The organism is Haemophilus haemolyticus (genome assembly GCF_003493685.1).
Lineage (GTDB): Bacteria > Pseudomonadota > Gammaproteobacteria > Enterobacterales > Pasteurellaceae > Haemophilus > Haemophilus haemolyticus_O.
This window is the reverse complement of record NZ_QQJW01000002.1, coordinates 89,510-109,460: the sequence shown is the minus strand read 5'-3', so window position 1 is coordinate 109,460 and position 19,951 is coordinate 89,510. Positions and strand designations below refer to the sequence as shown.

Annotated in this window: 31 protein-coding genes; 2 read left to right on the top strand and 29 right to left on the bottom strand. The window is 38.5% G+C overall.

Features of this window, described 5'->3' with window-relative positions; translation table 11 throughout:
* Nucleotides 1–11: 11 nt before the first annotated feature.
* The 28 genes from rpsK to ftsY form a co-directional block, all read right to left on the bottom strand.
* Entirely contained in the window at nucleotides 12–401 is a 390-nt protein-coding gene (gene rpsK / locus DV434_RS02795) for a 30S ribosomal protein S11 (protein ID WP_012072238.1), read from the bottom strand.
* Nucleotides 402–417: 16 nt separating this feature from the next.
* Nucleotides 418–774, bottom strand: a complete 357-nt coding sequence (gene rpsM / locus DV434_RS02790; RefSeq protein ID WP_005625867.1) for a 30S ribosomal protein S13 — start codon at nucleotides 772–774, stop codon at nucleotides 418–420.
* Nucleotides 775–915: 141 nt separating this feature from the next.
* A complete protein-coding gene (gene rpmJ / locus DV434_RS02785; RefSeq protein ID WP_005625868.1) occupies nucleotides 916–1,029 on the bottom strand; it encodes a 50S ribosomal protein L36 in 114 nt (37 codons plus the stop codon).
* Nucleotides 1,030–1,057: 28 nt separating this feature from the next.
* Entirely contained in the window at nucleotides 1,058–2,383 is a 1,326-nt protein-coding gene (gene secY / locus DV434_RS02780; RefSeq protein WP_005625869.1) for a preprotein translocase subunit SecY, read from the bottom strand.
* 7 nt (nucleotides 2,384–2,390) lie between these two features.
* Complete coding sequence (gene rplO / locus DV434_RS02775; protein ID WP_005625870.1) at nucleotides 2,391–2,825, bottom strand: 50S ribosomal protein L15; 435 nt, start codon at nucleotides 2,823–2,825, stop codon at nucleotides 2,391–2,393.
* 3 nt (nucleotides 2,826–2,828) lie between these two features.
* Nucleotides 2,829–3,008: a 50S ribosomal protein L30 gene (gene rpmD, locus DV434_RS02770; protein WP_005543631.1), complete on the bottom strand. Its 180-nt coding sequence runs from the start codon at nucleotides 3,006–3,008 to the stop codon at nucleotides 2,829–2,831.
* Between the two features lie 6 nt (nucleotides 3,009–3,014).
* Nucleotides 3,015–3,515, bottom strand: a complete 501-nt coding sequence (gene rpsE / locus DV434_RS02765) for a 30S ribosomal protein S5 (RefSeq protein ID WP_046943115.1) — start codon at nucleotides 3,513–3,515, stop codon at nucleotides 3,015–3,017.
* A 14-nt stretch (nucleotides 3,516–3,529) separates the two neighbouring features.
* Complete coding sequence (gene rplR / locus DV434_RS02760; protein WP_005625873.1) at nucleotides 3,530–3,883, bottom strand: 50S ribosomal protein L18; 354 nt, start codon at nucleotides 3,881–3,883, stop codon at nucleotides 3,530–3,532.
* Between the two features lie 13 nt (nucleotides 3,884–3,896).
* Nucleotides 3,897–4,430, bottom strand: a complete 534-nt coding sequence (gene rplF, locus DV434_RS02755; RefSeq protein ID WP_005625876.1) for a 50S ribosomal protein L6 — start codon at nucleotides 4,428–4,430, stop codon at nucleotides 3,897–3,899.
* 15 nt (nucleotides 4,431–4,445) lie between these two features.
* Entirely contained in the window at nucleotides 4,446–4,838 is a 393-nt protein-coding gene (rpsH, locus tag DV434_RS02750) for a 30S ribosomal protein S8 (protein ID WP_005625877.1), read from the bottom strand.
* A gap of 36 nt (nucleotides 4,839–4,874) precedes the next feature.
* A complete protein-coding gene (gene rpsN / locus DV434_RS02745) occupies nucleotides 4,875–5,180 on the bottom strand; it encodes a 30S ribosomal protein S14 (RefSeq protein ID WP_005625879.1) in 306 nt (101 codons plus the stop codon).
* An 11-nt stretch (nucleotides 5,181–5,191) separates the two neighbouring features.
* The gene (gene rplE / locus DV434_RS02740; protein WP_005625881.1) at nucleotides 5,192–5,731 is read right to left on the bottom strand and encodes a 50S ribosomal protein L5; all 540 of its coding nucleotides are present in this window, start codon (nucleotides 5,729–5,731) and stop codon (nucleotides 5,192–5,194) included.
* 17 nt (nucleotides 5,732–5,748) lie between these two features.
* Nucleotides 5,749–6,060 carry a 50S ribosomal protein L24 gene (gene rplX / locus DV434_RS02735; RefSeq protein WP_005635734.1) on the bottom strand — a complete coding sequence of 104 codons (312 nt, stop codon included), beginning with the start codon at nucleotides 6,058–6,060 and terminating at the stop codon, nucleotides 5,749–5,751.
* 10 nt (nucleotides 6,061–6,070) lie between these two features.
* Complete coding sequence (gene rplN / locus DV434_RS02730) at nucleotides 6,071–6,442, bottom strand: 50S ribosomal protein L14 (protein WP_005548786.1); 372 nt, start codon at nucleotides 6,440–6,442, stop codon at nucleotides 6,071–6,073.
* 234 nt (nucleotides 6,443–6,676) lie between these two features.
* A complete protein-coding gene (gene rpsQ, locus DV434_RS02725) occupies nucleotides 6,677–6,934 on the bottom strand; it encodes a 30S ribosomal protein S17 (RefSeq protein ID WP_005625886.1) in 258 nt (85 codons plus the stop codon).
* Nucleotides 6,934–7,125 (bottom strand): 50S ribosomal protein L29, encoded by a 192-nt coding sequence (gene rpmC / locus DV434_RS02720; protein WP_005625888.1) that lies wholly within the window; start codon nucleotides 7,123–7,125, stop codon nucleotides 6,934–6,936. The genes rpsQ and rpmC overlap by 1 nt, the downstream gene beginning before the upstream one ends.
* Nucleotides 7,125–7,535, bottom strand: a complete 411-nt coding sequence (gene rplP / locus DV434_RS02715) for a 50S ribosomal protein L16 (RefSeq protein WP_005625890.1) — start codon at nucleotides 7,533–7,535, stop codon at nucleotides 7,125–7,127. The genes rpmC and rplP overlap by 1 nt, the downstream gene beginning before the upstream one ends.
* Before the next feature lie 13 nt (nucleotides 7,536–7,548).
* Nucleotides 7,549–8,256 (bottom strand): 30S ribosomal protein S3, encoded by a 708-nt coding sequence (gene rpsC, locus DV434_RS02710; RefSeq protein ID WP_005625894.1) that lies wholly within the window; start codon nucleotides 8,254–8,256, stop codon nucleotides 7,549–7,551.
* 17 nt (nucleotides 8,257–8,273) lie between these two features.
* Nucleotides 8,274–8,606 carry a 50S ribosomal protein L22 gene (gene rplV / locus DV434_RS02705; protein WP_005625897.1) on the bottom strand — a complete coding sequence of 111 codons (333 nt, stop codon included), beginning with the start codon at nucleotides 8,604–8,606 and terminating at the stop codon, nucleotides 8,274–8,276.
* An 11-nt stretch (nucleotides 8,607–8,617) separates the two neighbouring features.
* Entirely contained in the window at nucleotides 8,618–8,893 is a 276-nt protein-coding gene (gene rpsS / locus DV434_RS02700) for a 30S ribosomal protein S19 (protein WP_005539416.1), read from the bottom strand.
* Nucleotides 8,894–8,918: 25 nt separating this feature from the next.
* Nucleotides 8,919–9,740, bottom strand: coding sequence for a 50S ribosomal protein L2 (gene rplB, locus DV434_RS02695; protein WP_005625898.1), 822 nt, complete (start codon nucleotides 9,738–9,740; stop codon nucleotides 8,919–8,921).
* Nucleotides 9,741–9,757: 17 nt separating this feature from the next.
* Nucleotides 9,758–10,057: a 50S ribosomal protein L23 gene (rplW, locus tag DV434_RS02690; RefSeq protein ID WP_005625900.1), complete on the bottom strand. Its 300-nt coding sequence runs from the start codon at nucleotides 10,055–10,057 to the stop codon at nucleotides 9,758–9,760.
* Nucleotides 10,054–10,656: a 50S ribosomal protein L4 gene (gene rplD / locus DV434_RS02685; protein WP_118785243.1), complete on the bottom strand. Its 603-nt coding sequence runs from the start codon at nucleotides 10,654–10,656 to the stop codon at nucleotides 10,054–10,056. The genes rplW and rplD overlap by 4 nt, the downstream gene beginning before the upstream one ends.
* 15 nt (nucleotides 10,657–10,671) lie before the next feature.
* A complete protein-coding gene (gene rplC / locus DV434_RS02680; RefSeq protein ID WP_005632753.1) occupies nucleotides 10,672–11,298 on the bottom strand; it encodes a 50S ribosomal protein L3 in 627 nt (208 codons plus the stop codon).
* A 16-nt stretch (nucleotides 11,299–11,314) separates the two neighbouring features.
* A complete protein-coding gene (gene rpsJ / locus DV434_RS02675; RefSeq protein ID WP_118785242.1) occupies nucleotides 11,315–11,626 on the bottom strand; it encodes a 30S ribosomal protein S10 in 312 nt (103 codons plus the stop codon).
* A 320-nt stretch (nucleotides 11,627–11,946) separates the two neighbouring features.
* Nucleotides 11,947–12,879 (bottom strand): permease-like cell division protein FtsX, encoded by a 933-nt coding sequence (ftsX, locus tag DV434_RS02670; RefSeq protein WP_118785241.1) that lies wholly within the window; start codon nucleotides 12,877–12,879, stop codon nucleotides 11,947–11,949.
* Nucleotides 12,880–12,888: 9 nt separating this feature from the next.
* Nucleotides 12,889–13,545, bottom strand: a complete 657-nt coding sequence (gene ftsE / locus DV434_RS02665; RefSeq protein ID WP_005635730.1) for a cell division ATP-binding protein FtsE — start codon at nucleotides 13,543–13,545, stop codon at nucleotides 12,889–12,891.
* Between the two features lie 18 nt (nucleotides 13,546–13,563).
* Nucleotides 13,564–14,910, bottom strand: a complete 1,347-nt coding sequence (ftsY, locus tag DV434_RS02660; protein ID WP_192881473.1) for a signal recognition particle-docking protein FtsY — start codon at nucleotides 14,908–14,910, stop codon at nucleotides 13,564–13,566.
* Nucleotides 14,911–15,006: 96 nt separating this feature from the next.
* On the opposite strand from ftsY, the gene rsmD reads away from it, so the two are divergent.
* Nucleotides 15,007–15,588: a 16S rRNA (guanine(966)-N(2))-methyltransferase RsmD gene (gene rsmD / locus DV434_RS02655; RefSeq protein WP_118785239.1), complete on the top strand. Its 582-nt coding sequence runs from the start codon at nucleotides 15,007–15,009 to the stop codon at nucleotides 15,586–15,588.
* A gap of 10 nt (nucleotides 15,589–15,598) precedes the next feature.
* A complete protein-coding gene (gene trmL / locus DV434_RS02650) occupies nucleotides 15,599–16,081 on the top strand; it encodes a tRNA (uridine(34)/cytosine(34)/5-carboxymethylaminomethyluridine(34)-2'-O)-methyltransferase TrmL (protein WP_005636234.1) in 483 nt (160 codons plus the stop codon).
* 887 nt (nucleotides 16,082–16,968) lie between these two features.
* Here trmL and DV434_RS02645 read toward each other — a convergent pair.
* The gene (locus tag DV434_RS02645) at nucleotides 16,969–19,815 is read right to left on the bottom strand and encodes an SIR2 family protein (RefSeq protein ID WP_118785237.1); all 2,847 of its coding nucleotides are present in this window, start codon (nucleotides 19,813–19,815) and stop codon (nucleotides 16,969–16,971) included.
* Between the last annotated feature and the right edge of the window lie 136 nt (nucleotides 19,816–19,951).

Sequence of the window (19,951 nt, the reverse complement as noted above, 5' to 3'; positions counted from 1 at the left end):
CCTATTACGTCTTAAACACGACGTTTTTTCGGTGGACGACAACCGTTATGAGGAATCGGAGTCACATCAGTAATGTTCGTGATACGGAAACCCGCTGCGTTTAACGCGCGAATTGTTGATTCACGACCTGGACCCGGACCTTTAACCATAACTTCCAAATTCTTTAAACCAAATTCTTTAACCATTTCTGCGCAACGCTCTGCAGCAACTTGAGCAGCAAATGGAGTTGATTTACGAGAACCACGGAAACCTGAACCACCAGCAGTTGCCCAAGCTAGTGCATTACCTTGACGGTCAGTAATGGTTACGATTGTATTATTGAAAGACGCGTGAATATGTGCTACGCCATCTACAACTTGTTTTTTTACACGTTTACGTGCACGAACTGGTGTTTTAGCCATTCTTTATTTACCCCGACTATTTTTTGATCGGCTTACGTGGACCCTTACGGGTACGCGCATTAGTTTTAGTACGTTGACCACGTACCGGTAAACTACGACGATGACGTAAACCACGGTAACAACCTAAGTCTAAAAGACGTTTGATGTTTAGTGTTACTTCACGACGTAAGTCACCTTCAACGGTAAATTTACCAACTTCGTCACGCAGTTTGTCAATCTGCTCTTCAGACAATTCTCTGATCTTAACATCTTCAGCAATACCCGCTGCAGCACAAATAGCTTTAGAACGAGTTTTACCGATACCGTAAATTGCAGTTAAAGCGATTACAGCGTGTTTGTGATCAGGAATGTTAATGCCTGCAATACGGGCCACTATGCACTCCTATTATTTTAACTAATTTGGCACTCTGATCTTGAAAAGCCCGTTTTCAGGATACTCAAACAGAATGCCAAGGACATAAATGAGTTGAGCAGTATAACTGCTCAACTGGTTCTTTGCAAGAAAAAATATGAATTAACCTTGACGTTGTTTATGTTTAGGATCGCTGCACAATACACGTACAACACCTTCACGTTTAACAATCTTACAGTTACGACACATTTTCTTTACAGAAGCACGAACTTTCATTGCTTATCCTTTTCTACTAAATGAACAATTATTGTCCAAAACCTTTAAGGTTTGCTTTTTTCAACGCAGATTCATATTGAGACGACATTAAGTGACTCTGAACCTGCACGATGAAATCCATAATTACAACGACTACAATTAAAAGAGATGTTCCACCAAAGTAAAATTTAACATCCCAAGCCGATGTCATAATATAAGGAACTAAACACACAAACGTTACATAAAGACCGCCAATTAGTGTAAGACGAGTCATAACTTTATCAATATAACGAGAGGTTTGTTCCCCTGGTCTAATTCCTGGAATAAATGCACCAGATTTTTTTAGATTATCTGCTGTATCTCGCGGATTATACTGCATTGCAGTGTAAAAGAAGCTAAAGAAAATAATTGCTACAGCATAAACAAGTAAATAAAGAGGCTGACCAGGATTCAACAACATAGATAAGTTATTTAACCACTCAAACTTATCATTTTGTCCAAACCATTGAGTTAAGGTAGCTGGAAATAAAATAATACTTGAGGCAAAAATTGCCGGCATTACGTTTGCCATATTTACTTTCAATGGTAAATGTGTCGAATGACCACCTAAAATTTGACGACCTTGTTGACGCTTTGCATATTCAACGCGAATTCTGCGCTGTCCTCTTTCAACAAAAACAACGAAATAAGTTACTGCAAATACAATAGCTGCGATCAGAAGAAGCACTAATGGATGCATCTGTCCTTGACGAGCCTGCTCAATAGTTTGAAGTATAGCTGATGGTAAACCAGCTACGATACCGCCAAAAACAAGAATTGAAATACCGTTACCAATACCTCTTTCAGTGATTTGTTCACCTAACCACATGAGGAACATCGTTCCAGTTACTAAGCTAACAACTGAAGTGAAGTAAAAACCAAATCCAACATTTGGCACTAAGCCAGGTAACATATTTGGTAAACCTGTTGAAATAGCTACTGCCTGAATGGTTGCAAAAACAACTGTCGCATACCGTGTATACTTAGAAATTTTACGTTGACCAGCAGCACCTTCTTTCTTTAATTCTGCTAAAGCAGGAGAAACCGTTGCAAGCAACTGAATTACAATAGATGCCGAGATATACGGCATAATACCTAATGCTAAGATAGATGCACGGCTTAATGCACCACCAGAGAACATGTTAAACATGTCAATGATGGTGCCTTTTTGTTGTTCAACTAATTGAGCTAGCACAGCCGCATCAATACCAGGAACCGGAATGAAAGAACCAATTCGGTAAACGATAAGCGCACCTAAAACGAAAAGTAATCGGCTTTTTAATTCACCTTTACCGCTATTAGTACTTCTTGCTTGATAACCTGGTTGTTTAGCCATTTGCTAATTATTCCTCAACTGAACCGCCAGCAGCTTCAATTGCTGCTTTTGCACCCTTAGTTACACGCAAACCACGAACTGTTACTGCAGATTTCACTTCACCCGCTAAAACTACTTTAGCGAATTGGATATCTTTAGTTAAGATATTTGCTGCTTTTAATGTTTCTAAGGTTACTACATTACCTTCAACTTTGGTTAACTCATTCAAACGAACTTCTGCAGTTACTGCAGCTTTCATTGAAGTAAAACCAAATTTTGGTAAACGACGGTATAACGGCATTTGACCACCTTCGAAACCGCGACGAACACCGCCACCAGTACGAGATTTTTGACCTTTATGACCACGGCCACCAGTCTTGCCTAAACCTGAACCAATACCACGACCGAGGCGTTTAGCGCTATGCTTTGCACCTTCAGCCGGAGATAGAGTATTTAAACGCATCTCTTACTCCTCCACTTTAACCATGTATGAAACTTGGTTAATCATACCACGTACTGCAGGCGTATCAATCAACTCAACAGTGTGGTGCATATGGCGAAGACCAAGACCACGCAAGGTAGCTTTATGCTTCGGTAAACGAGCAATTGAGCTACGAACTTGTGTTACTTTAATAGTTTTAGCCATTATTCATTACCCCAAGATTTCATCAACAGTTTTACCGCGTTTTGCAGCAACCATTTCTGGTGATTTCATGTTTGCTAATGCATCAATAGTTGCACGAACAACGTTAATTGGGTTGGTAGAACCATACGCTTTAGAAAGAACGTTACGTACACCTGCAACTTCCAATACTGCACGCATTGCACCACCAGCGATGATACCTGTACCTTCGCTTGCTGGTTGCATAAATACACGTGAACCAGTATGAACACCTTTAACTGGATGTTGTAATGTACCTTCATTCAAAGCAACGTTAATCATATTACGACGTGCTTTTTCCATTGCTTTTTGGATCGCTGCTGGAACTTCGCGTGCTTTACCATAACCAAAACCTACTCGGCCATTACCATCGCCCACCACAGTTAATGCAGTGAAACTCATAATACGACCACCTTTTACAGTTTTTGATACACGGTTTACTGCGATTAGCTTCTCTTGCAGTTCACCAGCTTGTTTTTCGATGTTTGACATCTCAATTTACCTCATTAGAACTGTAGACCAGCTTCACGTGCAGCGTCCGCTAAAGTTTGGACACGACCATGATATTTAAAACCGGAACGATCAAAAGCAACAGCTTGAACGCCTTTTGCTAATGCGCGTTCTGCAACAGCTTTACCTACTGCAGCAGCAGCATCTTTATTACCGGTGTATTTTACTTGCTCACGAATTGCTTTTTCAACAGTTGAAGCAGCGGCAAGCACTTCTGAACCGTTTGGTGCAATAACTTGTGCGTAGATATGACGCGGAGTACGGTGAATAACTAAACGAGTTACACCTTGCTCTCTCATCATATGACGTGCACGAGCTGCACGACGGATACGAGCTGATTTCTTATCCATAGTGTTACCTTAATTATTTCTTCTTAGCCTCTTTGATACGCACCACTTCATCAGCGTAACGTACCCCTTTACCTTTATAAGGCTCAGGACGGCGATAAGCACGAATATCTGCTGCAACTTGACCGATCAACTGTTTGTCTGCACCTTTCAACACGATTTCGGTTTGAGATGGACATTCTGCAGTAATACCTGCCGGCAAAGTGTGCTCTACTGGGTGAGAATAGCCTAAACTTAATGCAATTGCATTGCCTTTAAGTTGAGCTCTGTAACCTACACCCACCAATACTAATTTTTTAGTGAAACCTTCAGTAACACCGATAACCATTGCATTAACTAATGCACGTGCAGTACCCGATTGAGCATTTGCTTCAACAAAACCTTCACGTGGAGTGAACGTAAATTGTCCGTTATCTTGTTTTACTTCAACTGATTCATGAATTTTGCGAGATAACTCGCCATTTTTACCTTTTACTGTTAATAGCTGACCGTCGAGTTTAACTTCAACGCCGGCAGGAATATTAACAGGTGCCTTTGCAACACGAGACATTTTCCTACCTCTCTATTAAGCTACATAACAGATGATCTCACCGCCTAAACCTGCTTGACGAGCAGCGCGGTCAGTCATAACACCTTTAGATGTAGAAATAACTGCAACACCTAAACCGCCCATAACTTTTGGTAATTCATCTTTACGTTTGTAAATACGAAGCCCAGGACGACTTACACGTTGGATGCTTTCTACAACTGGTTTGCCTTGGAAATATTTTAAAGTAATTTCCAATTCAGGTTTAGCACCTTCTAAAACTTTTACGCTTTCGATATAACCTTCAGCAGCTAATACGTTGGCAATTGCCACTTTTAGCTTGGAAGAAGGCATATTGATTGCAACTTTGTTCGCAGCTTGACCGTTACGAATACGGGTCAGCATATCTGCGATTGGATCTTGCATACTCATTGTACTTTTTCTCCGATTCCAAAATAAAGTGGTATATTACCAGCTCGCTTTTTTAAGGCCTGGGATTTCACCGCGCATTGCAGCTTCACGAACCTTAATTCGGCTTAAACCAAACTTACGTAAAACGCCATGAGGACGTCCAGTTTGGCGGCAACGGTTACGTTGACGAGATGGGCTAGAATCACGTGGTAAAGTTTGTAACTTTAACACTGCATCCCAACGATCTTCATCAGAGGCATTGACATCAGAAATGATTTTCTTTAATTCAACACGTTTTGCGTAGAATTTTTCAGCCAATTTAACGCGTTTTACATCGCGTGCTTTCATTGATTGTTTAGCCATTATAACCTGCCTTATTTACGGAATGGGAAATTAAAGGCAGCAAGTAGTGCTTGACCTTCTTCATCATTCTTAGCAGTAGTTGTGATAGTGATATCTAAACCACGTACACGATCTACTTTATCGTAATCGATTTCAGGGAAGATGATTTGTTCACGCACACCCATGCTATAGTTACCACGACCATCGAATGATTTCGCACTTAAACCGCGGAAGTCACGAATACGTGGAACAGCAATTGTAATTAAACGTTCAAAGAACTCCCACATACGCTCACCACGCAGTGTTACTTTACAACCGATTGGATATCCCTGACGGATTTTAAAGCCAGCAACAGATTTACGAGCTTTAGTTACTAAAGGTTTTTGACCGCTGATTGCTGCTAAGTCCGCTACTGCGTTGTCTAGCAATTTTTTGTCGGTCAATGCTTCACCCACACCCATATTCAGGGTAATCTTTTCGATTCGTGGGACTTGCATGACAGATTTGTAGCCGAATTTATTTTTTAATTCGCTTACTACTTGATCTCTGTAGTAATCATGCAGTTTCGCCATCGCATTACTCCAGTTTGTTAGATAATTTCATTGTTAGATTTGAAGAAACGTACTTTTTTGCCGTCTTCGAATCTAAAACCTACACGGTCAGCTTTATTTGTTTTAGGATTGAAAATCGCAACATTTGAAGCGTCAATTGCAGCTTCTTTTTTCACTAAACCACCAGCTTTTCCTAATGCAGGAACTGGTTTTTCATGTTTAGTAATAATGTTGATACCTTCAACAAACACTTTACCGTTTGGTAACACTTTAGTTACCTTGCCACGTTTGCCCTTATCTTTACCAGTAAGAACAATTACTTCATCATTTTGACGGATTTTAGCAGCCATTACATTCCCCTTACAGTACTTCTGGAGCTAAAGAAATGATCTTCATGAATTTCTCAGAACGAAGTTCACGAGTCACTGGTCCAAAAATACGAGTACCGATTGGTTGCTCAGTGTTATTATTTAAAATTACACAAGCATTACCATCGAAACGAATAACTGAGCCATCTGGGCGACGAACACCCTTCTTGGTGCGCACAACAACTGCTTTTAATACATCACCTTTTTTTACTTTACCGCGTGGAATTGCTTCTTTTACAGTAATTTTGATGATGTCACCAATCGCAGCATAACGACGGTGCGATCCACCTAGAACCTTGATACACATTACGCTGCGAGCGCCTGAATTATCAGCAACATCCAGCATAGTCTGTTCTTGGATCATATTAGTGCTCCGTTAAGATTAAAAAAACACCCTTTCGGGACGAACCCATCCGCACTACTGAGACAGAATGGCGGATAGGTGGCGGATTCTATCAAAAGAAAAAGAGAAAGGCAATGATAATTTACCTTTATCCTCTTAACCCATTTACTAAAAATGCGGTTGAAATTTACAATACTTTAAATGTAAAAAAAGCCAATGGAATTAACCATTGGCCTTTTATTGTTACATTGTGAATTAAGCGATTACCGCTTTCTCAACAACACGAACTAAAGTCCAAGATTTGGTTTTTGATAGAGGGCGACATTCGCGAATCTCTACGGTATCACCAACTTTGGCTTCATTGTTCTCATCGTGTACGTGTAATTTAGTTGTACGACGGATAAATTTACCATATAAAGGGTGTTTTACCTTACGTTCAATAGCAACAACGAAAGATTTTTCCATTTTGTCGCTAACAACTTTACCTTGTACGCTACGAATTTTATCAGTCATTACTCACCCGCCTTTTCGGTTAATACAGTTTTTACACGTGCAATATCACGACGCACTTGTTTAGCCTGATGGGTTTGTTGAAGCTGACCGGTGGCTGTCTGCATACGCAACTTGAATTGTTCACCTAAAAGGTTTACTAATTCAGCATTCAGCTCTTCAACACTTTTTGTACGTAAATCTTGAGCTTTCATTACATCACCGTCTTAGTTACGAAAGTGGTCTTAACTGGCAATTTAGCAGCTGCTAATGCAAATGCGTTTCTTGCTACTTCTTCAGACACACCATCCATTTCATAAAGCACTTTACCCGGTTGGATTAAGGCTACCCAGTACTCAACGTTACCTTTACCTTTACCCATACGGACTTCTAATGGTTTTTCAGTAATTGGTTTATCTGGGAATACACGAATCCAGATTTTACCTTGACGTTTTACTGCACGTGACATTGCACGACGTGCCGCTTCGATTTGACGAGCGGTTAAACGACAACGACCAACTGCTTTTAAACCGTAAGTACCGAAACTAACTTCAGTACCGCCCGCGATACCACGGTTGCGGCCTTTGTGAACTTTACGGAATTTTGTACGTTTTGGTTGCAACATTTAGCGTTTCTCCTTACTTACGACCTTTACCGCGAGGAGCCTTTTTAGGCTTGTCGGCAGGTTGTTGTTCTGATTGCGCAACGGCAGCCATTCCACCAAGAATTTCACCTTTGAAGATCCACACTTTAACGCCGATTACGCCGTAAGTTGTATGAGCTTCTGCAGTGTTATAATCGATGTCCGCACGAAGAGTATGTAGAGGTACGCGACCTTCACGATACCATTCTGAACGTGCGATTTCTGCACCACCTAAACGACCGCTAACCTCAACTTTGATACCTTTAGCACCTAAACGCATTGCGCTTTGTACCGCACGTTTCATTGCACGACGGAACATTACACGACGTTCTAATTGAGAAGCGATGCTATCTGCAACTAATTTCGCATCTAATTCAGGTTTTTTCACTTCAGCAATGTTGATTTGAGCAGGAACGCCAGCGATTTTAGACACTGCGTTACGTAATTTTTCAACATCTTCGCCTTTTTTACCGATTACGATACCAGGACGAGCTGTGTGAATAGTTACACGAATACTTTTAGCTGGACGCTCAATAGTAATACGTGAAACTGAAGCATTTGCTAATTCTTTATTTAAGAATTTGCGTACTTTGAAATCGCCTTCAAGATTGTCAGCGAAGTCTTGTGTATTCGCGAACCAAGTAGAGCTCCAAGGTTTAACAATACCTAGGCGAATACCATGTGGATGTACTTTTTGACCCATTGCTATTCCTCTACTTATTAACGATCTGACACAACCACAGTAATGTGGCTAGTACGTTTTAAAATACGATCTGCACGACCTTTAGCACGTGGCATAACACGTTTCATGCTAGGACCTTCATCAACGAAGATTTTAGCAACTTTAAGATCATCGATATCTGCACCGTCATTGTGCTCTGCGTTTGCAATAGCTGATTCTAAAACTTTCTTCACTAAAGCTGCTGCTTTTTTGTTAGTGAAAGTTAAGATTTCTAATGCTTGCGCAACTTTTTTACCACGAATTAAATCGGCAACTAAGCGAGCTTTTTGGGCAGAAGTGCGAGCGTAACGATGTTTTGCGATAGTTTCCATCTATTTACCTCTTATTTCTTAGCTTTCTTATCTGCCGCGTGACCGCGGTATGTACGAGTCGGTGCAAATTCACCAAGCTTATGACCGATCATTTCATCAGATACATAAACAGGAACGTGCTGACGACCATTATGGACTGCGATGGTCAATCCGATCATTGATGGAATGATCATTGAACGACGGGACCAAGTTTTGATTGGTTTTTTATCCCCGCTTTCCACCGCCTTCTCTACCTTCTTCAACAAGTGTAGGTCAAGGAAAGGACCCTTCTTGAGAGAACGTGGCATGGCTAATCCTCTTTAATTTAATCTATTATTTGCCACGACGACGTACGATATATTTATCAGTACGTTTGTTGTGACGAGTTTTCTTACCTTTGGTTTGAACGCCCCAAGGAGTTACTGGGTGTTTACCAAAGTTACGACCTTCACCACCACCGTGTGGGTGATCTACTGGGTTCATTGCAGTACCACGAACTGTAGGGCGAATACCTCTCCAGCGGTTAGCACCAGCTTTACCCAATACGCGAAGCATATGTTCTGAGTTACCAACTTCACCGATTGTGGCAACACATTCAGCTAATACTTTACGCATTTCGCCAGAACGTAAACGTAAAGTTACATAGTTGCCTTCACGTGCGATGATTTGTACATAAGCACCAGCAGAACGAGCGATTTGACCGCCTTTACCTGGTTTTAATTCAACGTTATGTACTGTTGAACCAACTGGGATATTACGCATTGGTAATGAGTTACCCACTTTAATTGGTGAGTTTACGCCAGCTTGGATTTGATCGCCTACTGACAGACCTTTAGGTGCTAAGATATAACGGCGTTCACCATCTTTATAAAGCACTAAAGCAATGTTAGCAGAACGGTTTGGATCATATTCTAAACGCTCAACAACCGCTGGGATGTCTAACTTGTTACGTTTGAAATCGATTAAACGGTAGTGTTGTTTGTGACCGCCACCAATGTGACGAGTAGTAATACGACCATAGTTGTTACGACCACCAGTTTTAGATTTAGTATCTAGAAGAGGTGCGTAAGGTTTACCCTTGTGTAATTCAGGGTTCACGATTTTAACAACGTGACGACGACCAGCGGAGGTCGGCTTACATTTAACGATAGCCATTCTCTAATTTCCTCCGATTACTCTGCACTGTCCACGAAGTCCAAGTTTTGGCCTTCGGCTAAAGTTACATAAGCTTTTTTCCAGTCGCTGCGACGACCCATTTTGCTACCACGGCGTTTAGTTTTACCTTTAACAACCACGGTACGAACAGAGTCAACTTTTACTTCAAATAATTGAGCAACAGCAGCAGCAATTTCAGCTTTGTTCGCATCTAAAGCAACTTTAAGTACAACAGTGTTAGATTTTTCAGCATTGTTAGTTGCTTTTTCAGAGATGTGCGGTGCACGTAGCACGCTTAGCAAACGTTCTTGACTCATGCTAGGATCTCCTCAATTTGTTTCACAGCGTCAACAGTAACAATCACTTTATCGAAAGCGATTAAGCTAACTGGATCGATACCTTGAACATCACGTACATCAACTTTATATAAGTTACGTGCTGCTAAGAATAGATTTTCATCTAAACCTGCTGTGATAATTAATGCATCTTCAACTGCTAAATCTTTTAATTTTTGTACTAAAACTTTAGTTTTTGGTGCATCTAATTCGAATTTTTCAACAACAACCAAACGGTCTTGACGAACTAATTCAGAAAGAATGCTTTTGATAGCACCACGGTACATTTTCTTGTTCACTTTTTGGCTGTGATCTTGTGGTTTAGCCGCGAAGGTTATACCACCAGAACGCCAGATTGGTGATTTAATATCACCAGCACGAGCACGACCTGTACCTTTTTGACGCCAAGGTTTTTTACCTGAACCAGACACTTCAGCACGAGTTTTTTGCGCACGAGTACCTTGACGCGCACCTGCTGCATAAGCAACAACAACTTGGTGGATCAACGCTTCGTTAAACTCACGTCCGAAGGTAGTTTCAGAAACAGTTAGTGCGTTTGCACCTACAACTTGTAATTCCATCTCTATCTCCTAGACTTATGCTTTAACTGCTGGCTTAACGATAACATCGCCATTGATAGCACCAGGTACAGAACCTTTTACTAATAGCAATTTACGCTCAGCATCTACACGAACAACTTCAAGTGATTGAACAGTTACACGTTCAGCACCTAAATGTCCTGCCATTTTTTTACCTTTAAACACACGACCTGGAGTTTGGTTTTGACCAATAGAACCAAGTACACGATGTGATAAAGAGTTACCATGAGTCGCATCTTGAGTACGGAAGTTCCAACGTTTAACACCACCTTGGAAACCTTTACCTTTAGAAGTACCAGTAACATCTACTTTTTTAACATCTGCAAAGATGTCAACATTGATTTCTTGACCTAAAGTGAATTCTTCACCTTCAGTACGAAATTCCCATAAACCGCGACCAGCTTCAACACCTGCTTTCACGAAATGACCTGCTTCAGGTTTAGTTACACGATTCGCTTTTTTAGAACCAGTAGTAACTTGAACTGCAGTATAGCCATCGTTTTCAAGAGTTTTAACTTGAGTTACGCGGTTGGCTTCGATTTCGATAACGGTAACTGGTACAGAAACACCGTCTTCATTGAAGATACGGGTCATACCAACTTTACGACCGACTAAACCAATCATTGTAATAACCTCTTAATTAACCTAGGCTGATCTGCACGTCCACGCCGGCAGCCAAATCTAAACGCATTAATGCATCAACAGTTTTTTCTGTTGGCTCTACGATATCTACTAAACGTTTGTGAGTACGAATTTCGTATTGGTCACGTGCGTCTTTATTTACGTGTGGAGAAACCAACACGGTGAAACGCTCTTTACGAGTTGGTAAAGGAATTGGACCACGAACTTGTGCACCAGTACGTTTAGCTGTTTCTACGATCTCCGCAGTAGATTGATCGATCAAACGGTGATCGAAAGCTTTTAAGCGGATACGGATTCTTTGGTTCTGCATTAGACCAGAGCTCCAATAAAATTTAGCTAATAAAAAAACTAACACCAATCACAATTCTAACTTCAAAATAGAAAAGGAGGTGCAAGTTACCTGTTATATAGTCTCCAAATCGGAAACATTGTTTAGCGTGACATATCGTCATGCTCGTTTAATAAATGATTACATTAAACGGCTTTCATACTGAAAGCCTGCAAATACTACACAAAAGTTAAACAAATTGCAAGGGATTTATTCAAAGCAAATAAAAAGTGCGGTCATTTATCGCCATATTTTCTAATCGAAAAATACCTAGAAAAATCACCGCACTTAGCATATTAAAATTACTGATGGTTATCTAATAGTGCAATATGTCGTTTTGCTATAATCCACGCACCAACATATCCCATAATTAAACAGCACACTAATAAGAATACAAATTCGCCAACGCCTAATCCATTCAAACTGAATTGAACGGCAAAAATATCCGTTACGTATTTCACGGCAGAAGTAAAATAGCTGATAATAAAGCTACTAAAAATTGCAGCAACTAACCCACCTAACACAGCATAAATCATCCCTGTATAAAGATAAGGACGAAGGATAAATTGATCTGTTGCACCAAGCAATTTCATCACATCAATACTTGATCGGCTACTATACACATCAGAGCGAATACTGTTACCAATAACTAAAAATACCGCTATCGTCATTAATACAGTGCAGAAAATTGCCACATGGGCTATTAACCAAGAAAGTGCGGTTAATTTTTCCATCCAATCGTTATCTAAGCGAACTTCTTGCACGCCTTTAATTTTATTTAAATTCGTACGTAACTCATCACGTTTTTCTGAAACATTAAATTCGCTCGTTGGTTTTACCATCACGACTGCAGGTAATGGATTATCATCTAGAATTTCTAATTCTTCACCAAAGCCAGACCAACTTTTGAATTCTTTTAAACTTTCTTGACGAGAGACATAATTCAGTGATTCTACTCCTTCTTGCTGGCGGATTTTCTCTACCACTAAATTCGCATCTTCTTCACTTAAATTTTTGTGAAGATAAATCGTCAATTCACTTTCTGGATAAAATTGTGTGGTCGCTAAATGTAAATTTTTCCACATTAAATAGCTAACAGTTGGGATCGTCAGAGATACAGCAATCACCAAAATCGTGAGCAGCGTGCCAAATTTACGTTGCCATAAATCCGCCCATACTGCACGCAAAGTATAGGCTGTTTGAACAAAAAAGGATGCATCCGTTGGTCGGCTCATGATTATTCCTTAATAACGTAAATAACCTTGTTCAAGCACAAGACAAGGTTTTGGTTTTTGTTGAATTAAATTAATGTCGTGAGTAGCAATTAACACCGTCATTCCAAGGCGATTAAATTCTTCAAACAAATTAAAAATGCCTAAAGAAAGTTCATCGTCTAAATTACCCGTTGGTTCATCTGCTAGTAAGAGCTGAGGTTTATGCACAATCGCACGCGCGATATCAACGCGTTGCTGCTCCCCTCCAGAAATTTGTGGTGGCAAATAGTGCGCTTTATTACGCAATCCTACACGATCTAAAGATGCCATCGCACGTGTATGCGCATCTTTTGGATGCATACCTGCAATAATCAATGGCAATGCCACATTTTCCACCACCGTACGATCTGTTAGTAAACGATAATCTTGGTGAACCATACCAATTTGGCGACGCAGAAATGGAATTTCATATTTTGACAAGCGAGTAATATCATGCCCGTTAAACCAAATTTGCCCCGCGTTGGCTTTTTCCATTCCCATAATAAGCTTGAGTAATGTACTTTTCCCTGCGCCTGAATGCCCAACCAAGTAAGTCATACTTCCCACAGGAAGATGAAAATTCAAGCCCTGTAACGCTGGCTGCGTTGCACCATGATAGGCTTTAGAAACATTTGAGAACTTAATCACAATTTTTCCTTATTCTTTTTATTCTTCTTCATGAACGAATAATGCCTCAATAAATTCTTTAGCATTAAACTCACGTAAATCTTCAATTTTCTCGCCTACACCGATATAGCGAATAGGCAACTTAAACTGATCGGCTATGGCAAAAATCACACCGCCTTTTGCCGTGCCATCTAATTTTGTTAGAGATATCCCTGTTAAACCGACAGCCTCATTAAATAACTTCGCTTGACTAATCGCATTTTGTCCCGTGCCAGCATCCAGCGTAAGCATAATTTCATGTGGCGCAGTTTCGTCATATTTTTTCATAACACGAACAATTTTTTTCAGTTCGTCCATTAAGTTATTTTTATTTTGTAAACGACCCGCCGTATCCGCAATAAGAATATCAATATTGCGGGCAGCCGCTGATTGCATCGCATCAAAAATCACCGATGCAGAATCAGAACCTGTGCTTTGGGCAACAACTGGAATGTGATTGCGTTCTCCCCAAACTTGAAGCTGCTCAACGGCCGCTGCACGGAAAGTATCGCCCGCAGCAAGCATCACTGATTTTCCTTCAGACTGAAATTTACGTGCAAGCTTACCAATTGTCGTCGTTTTACCCACGCCATTTACGCCCACCATTAAAATCACATAAGGTTTTTTCGAGCTATCAATCTTTAACGGCTGTGCTACTGGCTCAAGAATATCAGCCATTTCTACTTTTAATTGTTGATATAAAAGCTCAGCATCTTGTAATTCTTTGCGGCTTGCATGTTCAGTCAAATTTTTGATGATTTTACTTGTTGTCGGCACGCCAATATCCGCAATCAACAGTTGTTCTTCTAATTCTTCAAACAACTCATCATCAATTTTTTTTCCTAAGAAAAAACTACGAAAACCTGCGCCAATATTTTGTTTAGTTTTCAGTAATCCCTTAACTAAACGACTAAAAAAGCCCCCTTCACTTGGTTTTTCGCGAGTTTCAATTTCAACAACAGGCTGAAGCTCATTTTTAATATCTTCAACAATTTCAGATTCAACCACGGTTTCTGTAATCGGAAGATCATCTTCTAAATTTTTCGCTTCGATGATTTCTTCAATCGGCTCAAGTGCGGTTGAAATTTCCTGTATTTTTTCTTCTTCAACGATTTCATTCGTTTCAATGCTTTCTACTAAAAACGGCTCAGAATCCACCGCACTTTCTACTGCCCCTAATTCAGACGGTTCTTCAACTAAATCATGCGTTTCAAGTTTTTCAATAGACGACTCGATATCTTTTATCTTTTCTTCTTCAATTATTGGCTCAATTTTAGGGCCATCTTGCTTTTTATTACGCCCAAATAACGATGCCCAAAATCCGCCTTTTTTATTTTCTTCAGCCATAAAATGCTCTCTTAACTGTAATCCGATAAAAATGTCGTTTATTCTAGCAAAAAATCGTCTAAACTAAGCACAATTTTCAATAAAAATCGAATCTTTATGAAAAAAATACAAACGCCAAATGCAAAGGGCGAAGTTCGCATTATTGCTGGACTGTGGCGAGGGCGAAAACTTCCCGTATTAAATTCAGAAGGCTTACGCCCAACTGGTGATAGAGTGAAAGAAACGCTTTTTAATTGGTTAATGCCTTATATCCATCAGTCTAAATGTTTAGATGGCTTTGCGGGGAGTGGTTCGTTAGGTTTTGAAGCACTTTCCCGCCAAGCGAAGAAGGTGACTTTTTTAGAACTAGATAAAATCGTCGCCAATCAATTAAAAAAGAATTTACAAACGCTTAAATGCTCATCAGAACAGGCTGAAGTGATTAATCAAAGTAGTTTGGATTTTCTAAAACAGCCACAAAATCAACCGCACTTTGATGTGGTATTTTTAGATCCACCCTTTCATTTTAATTTGGCAGAACAAGCAATTAACTTGCTTTGTGAAAATAATTGGCTAAAACCCAATGCGTTAATTTACGTAGAAACAGAGAAAGACAAACCACTCACCACGCCTGAAAACTGGACGTTATTGAAAGAAAAAACAACGGGAATGGTGAGTTATCGTTTATATCAGAATTAGAGAAAAAATTATGTTAGATATCGTTTTATATGAACCAGAGATCCCACAAAATACCGGTAACATTATTCGCCTTTGTGCCAATACAGGATTTCGCTTGCACTTAATTGAACCGCTAGGGTTTACTTGGGATGATAAACGCTTACGCCGCTCAGGTTTGGATTATCACGAATTTGCAGAAATCAAACGTCACAAGACTTTTGAAGCCTTTTTAGAAAGCGAAAAACCCAAACGTCTCTTTGCACTTACAACAAAAGGTAGCCCAGCCCATAGCCAAGTGAAATTTGAACTTGGGGATTATTTAATGTTTGGCCCAGAAACTCGCGGCATTCCTATGTCAATTTTAAATGAAATGCCGATGGAACAAAAAATCCGCATTCCAATGACAGCCAATAGCCGCAGTATGAACTTGTCTAATTCTGTCGCAGTAACGGTTTATGAAGCTTGGCGACAATTAGGCTATGAAGGTGCAGTAAATTTGCCAGAAGTAAAATAAACAAAAAAGTGCGGTTAAAATTTAATAAGATTTTTGAGCTGACCCCAAAAGTTGGACTAAATAAACCAACAATTGAGGTGCAGATTTTTTATGGAAAACATTAAACTAATTTTAAGGTAGCCACAAAAGATGCTATGCGTGATGGCTCGCGTTTTCTAACGCGTGCCTAAACATTAATTTCGTTTAATTTAGATTTATACTATTTTCATTAATAACTTCATTTTGTTTATTTTTAGATAGATATAAGCACGCGTCAGGAGACGCGCGCTATGTGGGAGAAAATGAAGAACTTGAACAGGTAATCACTTTATCACCAAATACCACTATATTTTCCAGTAAACTTTATCCGTGAGCTTGCCTCGGGATTTTGCTAACTCCAGAACTATAATAGATTGTAATGGCACAAGCGTGGACGCTTGCGCCATCAAGGCGGCAAACTCACCGATAGATTCGGTATCCGCCGTGCCAACATCGCCTTAATCTCAATGCTTGCCCTCTCTTCATTGCTAATTTCTTGGCTTGGTGGCTCGCCGATTCTGATGAAAATTTTGGTCGCTGTATTGGGCCTCTTCACCTTCGCCATCGTACCGTCCTTATAAGACGTTTTATTGCAGACCGCACACCGGCACAACACCTCCGACAGTGTCGCCGCAGGCTTCAACCTCGCCATCGCCTTCGGATCGTTTGCAGGCAGGCTCGTCATCAACCACTTCGGCTTGGCTTACGTCGGCACCGTAGGAGCGCTACTCTCATTCATCGGCTTGGACGTGTTTGTGTGGTTGGGCAGAAAGGGTTAATGGAAGGTCGTCTGAAAACGGATTGGTTTTTAGCGAAACTCACTTCGTTCGTTTTCAGACGACCTTTATCTCTATACACCCTTTAATGGATTATGTGGTTTGTTGGGTGTTCTCAGCACTGTCAATAATAGACTGTATTTTTTCTTTTAATAACCCTCTCAATTCCTCCAACTGAGAAATATTTCTGGAAGTAATCAAAAAGTCAATAAAATTAAGAAGTTCTTCTGCTCCACCTACCTTTAATAAAGCTAAACTGGAAAAAATATCCTTGTTTAAATCATTTTTTATCCAATGAGTCATAAAATCTATAAATTCTTGTTTCACTTCAAAACCATACTGCAAAAAGTCTAATTCACGGAGTATTTCTTCGTACAACTGGCCTTTACTGATTTGATTCCAATCTGAAATTCGTATTTTATCAAAATACGGTGTGAACAGTTCTTTAATGCCTGCATTTGATATTTGATAAATCGGTAGAAAAATTTTTTCCAAGAAATATCGTTGCATCTCCAGATTTTTCTCAAAATCATTATTAAGAGAAAATAATGCTTTTTCTACTAATTTTACATTTGTATATTGCATAGAAGTTACATAGGCATATCGATAAACAGATGAGAGATCATTGTTTATTCTTTGGTAAAAAGGTTTTCTAAATTCACCTGATATAAAACCTTCTAATATAACATCAACCAATTCTAAAATTTTGGGGTTGGTCGTCTTATACAGTTTATACTGAATTAAGATGAAATAATTCACTGAACTAATATAATCAATAGGAACACTTATTTTTAAGAAGATAGATTTTATAGAGCTTAAAAACTTATCTAACTCCGTATCTACCCATTTAACCAACCCTATAATCATAATTAAATTTAGAAATGAATTGGAAATCGTATTTGAATAAAAGTAATGACCATATATGATAAATAAATCTGATAAATTCTTAAAAGCATCTGCTAGGTAATCTTTTTCATCCTGAGAAAATGATAAAAATTTACCACCATTTCCCTCTTGGGGTTCATCTTTAACAAAACCTAAAATACGTTTAACGATAACCGACCAAAGCTCTTTGAACTTAAAATATTTAATAAGAATAAATAGATCGACTTTTGTTAATTCAAATTTTTCTCTTACTTCATGAATTTTAATTTTTCCCAAAACATACGATTGCATCAGCTTTTGAAATTCTGTATAAGCATCCAAAGCAACATCATTATAGGCACAAAAATTTAGCAGTTGAATTAATCTGTCATTAGAGCGTTGCTCTTTATCAGTAAACCCAAAACCGCCATTATTTTTATTTTCTTCTAAATTTAGATGTTCTTCATTGTCAGAAGCTGAATCATAGTAGAATTTATATATAGACTTAAATCCTAATAAATCAACTAATGGTTGAATATATCCTCTATATATTGATGGATAATTATTATCAATTAGTTCGCCTGTGAAATCATAATGCTGCTCTTTTAAAAATTCATTTCGAATATTATTATCTAGATTTAAGTCATTTGCTAATTTTTTTGCTATTATTGATTTGTTAAATTTGGAAATCATTGCAGACAAATACCGCTTATTAGCCATATTATCTATAATTTCTGAGGATAGCTGGTTAAATAATTCTATATTTTTATTTAATAGCTCCCGTTCTTCAGTTTCATCTTTATTTATAGAATTGGCGTTATATGTGAGCAGATTAAATAAGGTTTTAGATATAGACTTAGAAAATGATATAAAGTCATAGAAGCAATCCGAATCTTCTGATTCATTGCTTTTATCTTCAATTAAATCATAAATATTAATTGGCATCTCAGAATTTTTTATAAAAAATACTCTGGCAGAAAGGAAACAACTAAAAATAGTATTTAGCTTATCTGAATATTGTTCTAATTTTTCAGGGGTTTTAATTATATCAAAAAATTTGCTGTATATTTTTCTCACATCTGGATCATAATCTGTTGTCAGAAGATTGCTATGAAAATATAGCCCAAAGCAATTTTTATGATACTCAACTGTACAATTTGAGAATAAATATGTAATTTGTTCTGGTAATAAACAATTTAATTCAGCCAATCCAACTAATTTTTTATAAAAATAGTTTATTACATCCGTATCTGGCTCTTCATTATTATCTAATTTGATTCCGCCTTTCGTATTTTTTGTAAAGGAAAAGAAATGTTCATATAAGTGCTTGTACTCATAATTTTTAGAAGAAGATACAGGGGTAAGCAACTTTATACCATGATTTTCAAGATATTTTCTTTGTGAAGAATAATTTTCTTTTTGCAACAAAAATCTCGGTGGGGAAACTTCTGAATTTTTTTCAATCCATTTAATGATTTGCTTCAAGTTGCTATCACTGTATGAATAGCCTAAAAACAAGACTGTAGTAGTAGATAATATATGCTTTAAAAAGTTATCAAAGATGGAATTGTTGATGTTGTAATTTAAATAATCATCTTCTTTAAATACAATATTATGGGTATCAAAGCTACCATGAACTTTAATTAGTTTTTTGGGCAGGTTAGATTTTATTAAATCAGCTTCTGTCTTAATAACATCATAAAATAATCCATTATTGGAAACTGTTTTTTCCAGCAGGTTGTCCCAATTGGTGGTGATAACATATTTGGGTTTTAATAATTGAAATACTTGAAGGTGAAGATCTGATGGTTCTGCATGCAAAGGTACAAATTCTCTCAATTTTTGATATAGCTTGTACTCACCAAATTCAAGATAGTATAGCTGTGCTATTTTGAGAAAATCTGTTTCTTGGGTATTTAAATCATTCTTTAAAGCAATCATCAACTCTCCCCAAGAGGGAAATTTGATTGTTGCCGTTTCAGAAAATTTGGAAAATCCCGCCCCGATAAAAACAGTCAGGTTATCGTTTTCTTGAGCGGTTATGATGGAATCAATATCGGCTTGAGTAAATTTCATTTTATTCTTTGTTCAATAAATAAATTTTAATTATTTTAGCATACTCTTTATCGCTTAAAATGAAAAAGGTGGGCAAGAATGCCCACCCTACGGTTTTTCAAACAACCTCCACGATGGCGCGTTTCCTACGCGTGCC

Bases quoted from the DNA above. Each gene is read 5' to 3' on its own strand.
- rpsK (WP_012072238.1), bottom strand. From the start codon at position 401: ATGGCTAAAACACCAGTTCGTGCACGTAAACGTGTAAAAAAACAAGTT.
- rpmJ (WP_005625868.1), bottom strand. From the start codon at position 1,029: ATGAAAGTTCGTGCTTCTGTAAAGAAAATGTGTCGTAACTGTAAGATT.
- secY (WP_005625869.1), bottom strand. From the start codon at position 2,383: ATGGCTAAACAACCAGGTTATCAAGCAAGAAGTACTAATAGCGGTAAA.
- rplO (WP_005625870.1), bottom strand. From the start codon at position 2,825: ATGCGTTTAAATACTCTATCTCCGGCTGAAGGTGCAAAGCATAGCGCT.
- rpmD (WP_005543631.1), bottom strand. From the start codon at position 3,008: ATGGCTAAAACTATTAAAGTAACACAAGTTCGTAGCTCAATTGCTCGT.
- rpsE (WP_046943115.1), bottom strand. From the start codon at position 3,515: ATGTCAAACATCGAAAAACAAGCTGGTGAACTGCAAGAGAAGCTAATC.
- rplR (WP_005625873.1), bottom strand. From the start codon at position 3,883: ATGGATAAGAAATCAGCTCGTATCCGTCGTGCAGCTCGTGCACGTCAT.
- rplF (WP_005625876.1), bottom strand. From the start codon at position 4,430: ATGTCTCGTGTTGCAAAGGCACCTGTTAATATTCCTGCCGGCGTTGAA.
- rpsH (WP_005625877.1), bottom strand. From the start codon at position 4,838: ATGAGTATGCAAGATCCAATCGCAGATATGCTGACCCGTATTCGTAAC.
- rpsN (WP_005625879.1), bottom strand. From the start codon at position 5,180: ATGGCTAAACAATCAATGAAAGCACGCGATGTAAAACGCGTTAAATTG.
- rplE (WP_005625881.1), bottom strand. From the start codon at position 5,731: ATGGCGAAACTGCATGATTACTACAGAGATCAAGTAGTAAGCGAATTA.
- rplX (WP_005635734.1), bottom strand. From the start codon at position 6,060: ATGGCTGCTAAAATCCGTCAAAATGATGAAGTAATTGTTCTTACTGGT.
- rplN (WP_005548786.1), bottom strand. From the start codon at position 6,442: ATGATCCAAGAACAGACTATGCTGGATGTTGCTGATAATTCAGGCGCT.
- rpsQ (WP_005625886.1), bottom strand. From the start codon at position 6,934: ATGACTGATAAAATTCGTAGCGTACAAGGTAAAGTTGTTAGCGACAAA.
- rpmC (WP_005625888.1), bottom strand. From the start codon at position 7,125: ATGAAAGCTCAAGATTTACGTACAAAAAGTGTTGAAGAGCTGAATGCT.
- rplP (WP_005625890.1), bottom strand. From the start codon at position 7,535: ATGTTGCAACCAAAACGTACAAAATTCCGTAAAGTTCACAAAGGCCGC.
- rpsC (WP_005625894.1), bottom strand. From the start codon at position 8,256: ATGGGTCAAAAAGTACATCCACATGGTATTCGCCTAGGTATTGTTAAA.
- rplV (WP_005625897.1), bottom strand. From the start codon at position 8,606: ATGGAAACTATCGCAAAACATCGTTACGCTCGCACTTCTGCCCAAAAA.
- rpsS (WP_005539416.1), bottom strand. From the start codon at position 8,893: ATGCCACGTTCTCTCAAGAAGGGTCCTTTCCTTGACCTACACTTGTTG.
- rplB (WP_005625898.1), bottom strand. From the start codon at position 9,740: ATGGCTATCGTTAAATGTAAGCCGACCTCCGCTGGTCGTCGTCACGTT.
- rplW (WP_005625900.1), bottom strand. From the start codon at position 10,057: ATGAGTCAAGAACGTTTGCTAAGCGTGCTACGTGCACCGCACATCTCT.
- rplD (WP_118785243.1), bottom strand. From the start codon at position 10,656: ATGGAATTACAAGTTGTAGGTGCAAACGCACTAACTGTTTCTGAAACT.
- rplC (WP_005632753.1), bottom strand. From the start codon at position 11,298: ATGATTGGTTTAGTCGGTCGTAAAGTTGGTATGACCCGTATCTTCAAT.
- rpsJ (WP_118785242.1), bottom strand. From the start codon at position 11,626: ATGCAGAACCAAAGAATCCGTATCCGCTTAAAAGCTTTCGATCACCGT.
- ftsX (WP_118785241.1), bottom strand. From the start codon at position 12,879: ATGAGCCGACCAACGGATGCATCCTTTTTTGTTCAAACAGCCTATACT.
- ftsY (WP_192881473.1), bottom strand. From the start codon at position 14,910: ATGGCTGAAGAAAATAAAAAAGGCGGATTTTGGGCATCGTTATTTGGG.
- rsmD (WP_118785239.1), top strand. From the start codon at position 15,007: ATGAAAAAAATACAAACGCCAAATGCAAAGGGCGAAGTTCGCATTATT.
- trmL (WP_005636234.1), top strand. From the start codon at position 15,599: ATGTTAGATATCGTTTTATATGAACCAGAGATCCCACAAAATACCGGT.
- DV434_RS02645 (WP_118785237.1), bottom strand. From the start codon at position 19,815: ATGAAATTTACTCAAGCCGATATTGATTCCATCATAACCGCTCAAGAA.